Here is a 2,184-nt window from a genome sequence, read left to right on the forward strand (position 1 = left end):
CCGGTCAGCAGCGGCAGCCAGCCGTAGTGGCGGACCGGCACCTCGGGTCCCGGTCTGAGCAGTACGGAGAAGAAGAGGCCGGAGCGGGCCGGCGCCGTCCACCGCCGGTCCAGCCTGCCACGTCCCGCCGTCTGCTCCTCGGCCACCAGCACCGCGCCCTCGGCCAGGCCCGCCGCGGCCCGTCCGGCCAGATCGGTATTGGTGGAGCCGGTCGCGGCAACCACGTCGAGCGTGGTCCACAGACCTCCGGACCTGATCAGCCCGCGGCGCAGCGCGCTAGCGTTGAGAGGTGGACGGTCGAGGTCGGACCAGCGGCTCACCGGGGTGTCTGAGTCGTTCATGCAAGCCACCCTAGGTGTGGCAAACACCGCACTGCCGAACGGTATCCACGCCGATACGCTACGGATCAGTAGCACCGGAACACCCGAATCCGTGACCCGCAGGGAGCCGCATCCCGATGTCCGAGCCGGAAATCGCCCACGGAACCGCCACCGGAACCGCCGCGGACGTGTCCACAGGGACCGCCGCGGCCCACAGCACCGCGGACAGGATCGCGGACCTCCGGCGCCGTATCGAGGAGGCCACCCACGCGGGCTCCGCGCGCGCGGTGGAGAAGCAGCACGCCAAGGGCAAGCTGACGGCGCGCGAGCGGATCGGTCTGCTGCTCGACGAGGGCTCGTTCGTCGAGCTGGACGAGTTCGCCCGGCACCGCTCCACGGCCTTCGGCATCGAGAAGAACCGCCCGTACGGAGACGGTGTCATCACCGGTTACGGCACGGTCGACGGCCGTCCGGTCTGTGTCTACTCGCAGGACTTCACGATCTTCGGCGGCTCGCTCGGCGAGGTCTACGGCGAGAAGATCGTGAAGGTGATGGATTTCGCGCTGAAGACCGGCTGTCCGGTCATCGGCATCAACGACGGCGGCGGCGCCCGTATCCAGGAGGGCGTGGCCGCGCTCGGTCTCTTCGCCGAGATCTTCCGCCGCAATGTGCATGCCTCGGGTGTGGTGCCGCAGATCAGTCTGATCGTCGGCCCGTGCGCGGGCGGCGCGGTCTACTCACCGGCGATCACCGACTTCACGGTGATGGTCGACCAGACCTCGCACATGTTCATCACGGGCCCGGACGTCATCAAGACGGTGACCGGCGAGGACGTGGGCTTCGAGGAGCTGGGCGGCGCCCGTACGCACAACACCACCTCCGGTGTCGCCCACCACATGGCGGGCGACGAGAAGGACGCGATCGAGTACGTCAAGTCGCTGCTCTCGTACCTCCCGTCGAACAATCTCTCCGAGCCTCCCGCCTTCCCGGAGCAGGCCGCTCTGGAGACGACCGCCGAGGACCGTGAACTCGACACGCTGATCCCGGACTCCGCCAACCAGCCGTACGACATGCACATCGCCGTCGAACATGTGCTGGACGACGGCGAGTTCCTGGAGACGCAGGCACTCTTCGCGCCGAACATCATCACCGGCTTCGGCCGTGTCGAGGGCTTCCCGGTCGGTGTCGTAGCCAACCAGCCGATGCAGTTCGCGGGCTGTCTGGACATCAACGCCTCGGAGAAGGCCGCACGTTTCGTCCGTACGTGCGACGCCTTCAATGTCCCGGTGCTGACCTTCGTGGACGTCCCGGGCTTTCTGCCGGGCGTGGACCAGGAGTACGGCGGCATCATCCGGCGCGGCGCCAAGCTGATCTACGCCTACGCGGAGGCCACCGTCCCGCTGATCACGGTGATCACCCGCAAGGCCTTCGGCGGCGCGTACGACGTCATGGGCTCCAAGCATCTCGGCGCCGATCTCAATGTGGCCTGGCCGACCGCGCAGATCGCGGTGATGGGCGCCCAGGGCGCGGTGAACATCCTGCACCGCCGTACGATCGCCGCGGCCGGTGACGAGGAGGCGCAGGAGACGGCGCGCGCCCGGCTCATCCAGGAGTACGAGGACGCGCTGCTCAATCCGTACGCGGCGGCCGAGCGCGGCTATGTCGACGCGGTGATCATGCCCTCGGACACCCGCGCGCATATCGTCAAGGGCCTGCGCCAGCTCCGTACGAAGCGGGAGAGCCTGCCGCCGAAGAAGCACGGGAACATCCCGCTCTAGGACTCCGGGAAGGAGCCGCAGATGATCAAGGTCCTACGGGGCAAGCCGACGCGGGAGGAGCTGGCCGCCGCGCTGGCGGTGGTCCA

At 68.4% G+C, this 2,184-nt stretch carries 2 protein-coding genes and 1 pseudogene; 2 read left to right on the forward strand and 1 reads right to left on the reverse strand.

Translation table 11 applies throughout. The features are described 5' to 3' along the window. Nucleotides 1–341: pseudogene (locus GA0115259_RS05185) on the reverse strand (biotin--[acetyl-CoA-carboxylase] ligase); the annotation flags it as partial. Between the two features lie 116 nt (nucleotides 342–457). Here GA0115259_RS05185 and GA0115259_RS05190 point away from each other — a divergent pair. Both GA0115259_RS05190 and GA0115259_RS42690 read left to right on the forward strand, forming a co-directional pair. Beyond that, a complete protein-coding gene (locus GA0115259_RS05190; RefSeq protein ID WP_202449683.1) occupies nucleotides 458–2,098 on the forward strand; it encodes an acyl-CoA carboxylase subunit beta in 1,641 nt (546 codons plus the stop codon). A 21-nt stretch (nucleotides 2,099–2,119) separates the two neighbouring features. Continuing rightward, the coding region (locus tag GA0115259_RS42690) for an acyl-CoA carboxylase epsilon subunit (RefSeq protein WP_370747346.1) at nucleotides 2,120–2,184 on the forward strand (65 nt) is incomplete at its 3' end.

The organism is Streptomyces sp. MnatMP-M17, from assembly GCF_900091995.1.
Lineage (GTDB): Bacteria > Actinomycetota > Actinomycetes > Streptomycetales > Streptomycetaceae > Streptomyces.

Coding starts and splice junctions, on each gene's coding strand:
- GA0115259_RS05190 (WP_202449683.1), top strand. CDS start 458: ATGTCCGAGCCGGAAATCGCCCACGGAACCGCCACCGGAACCGCCGCG.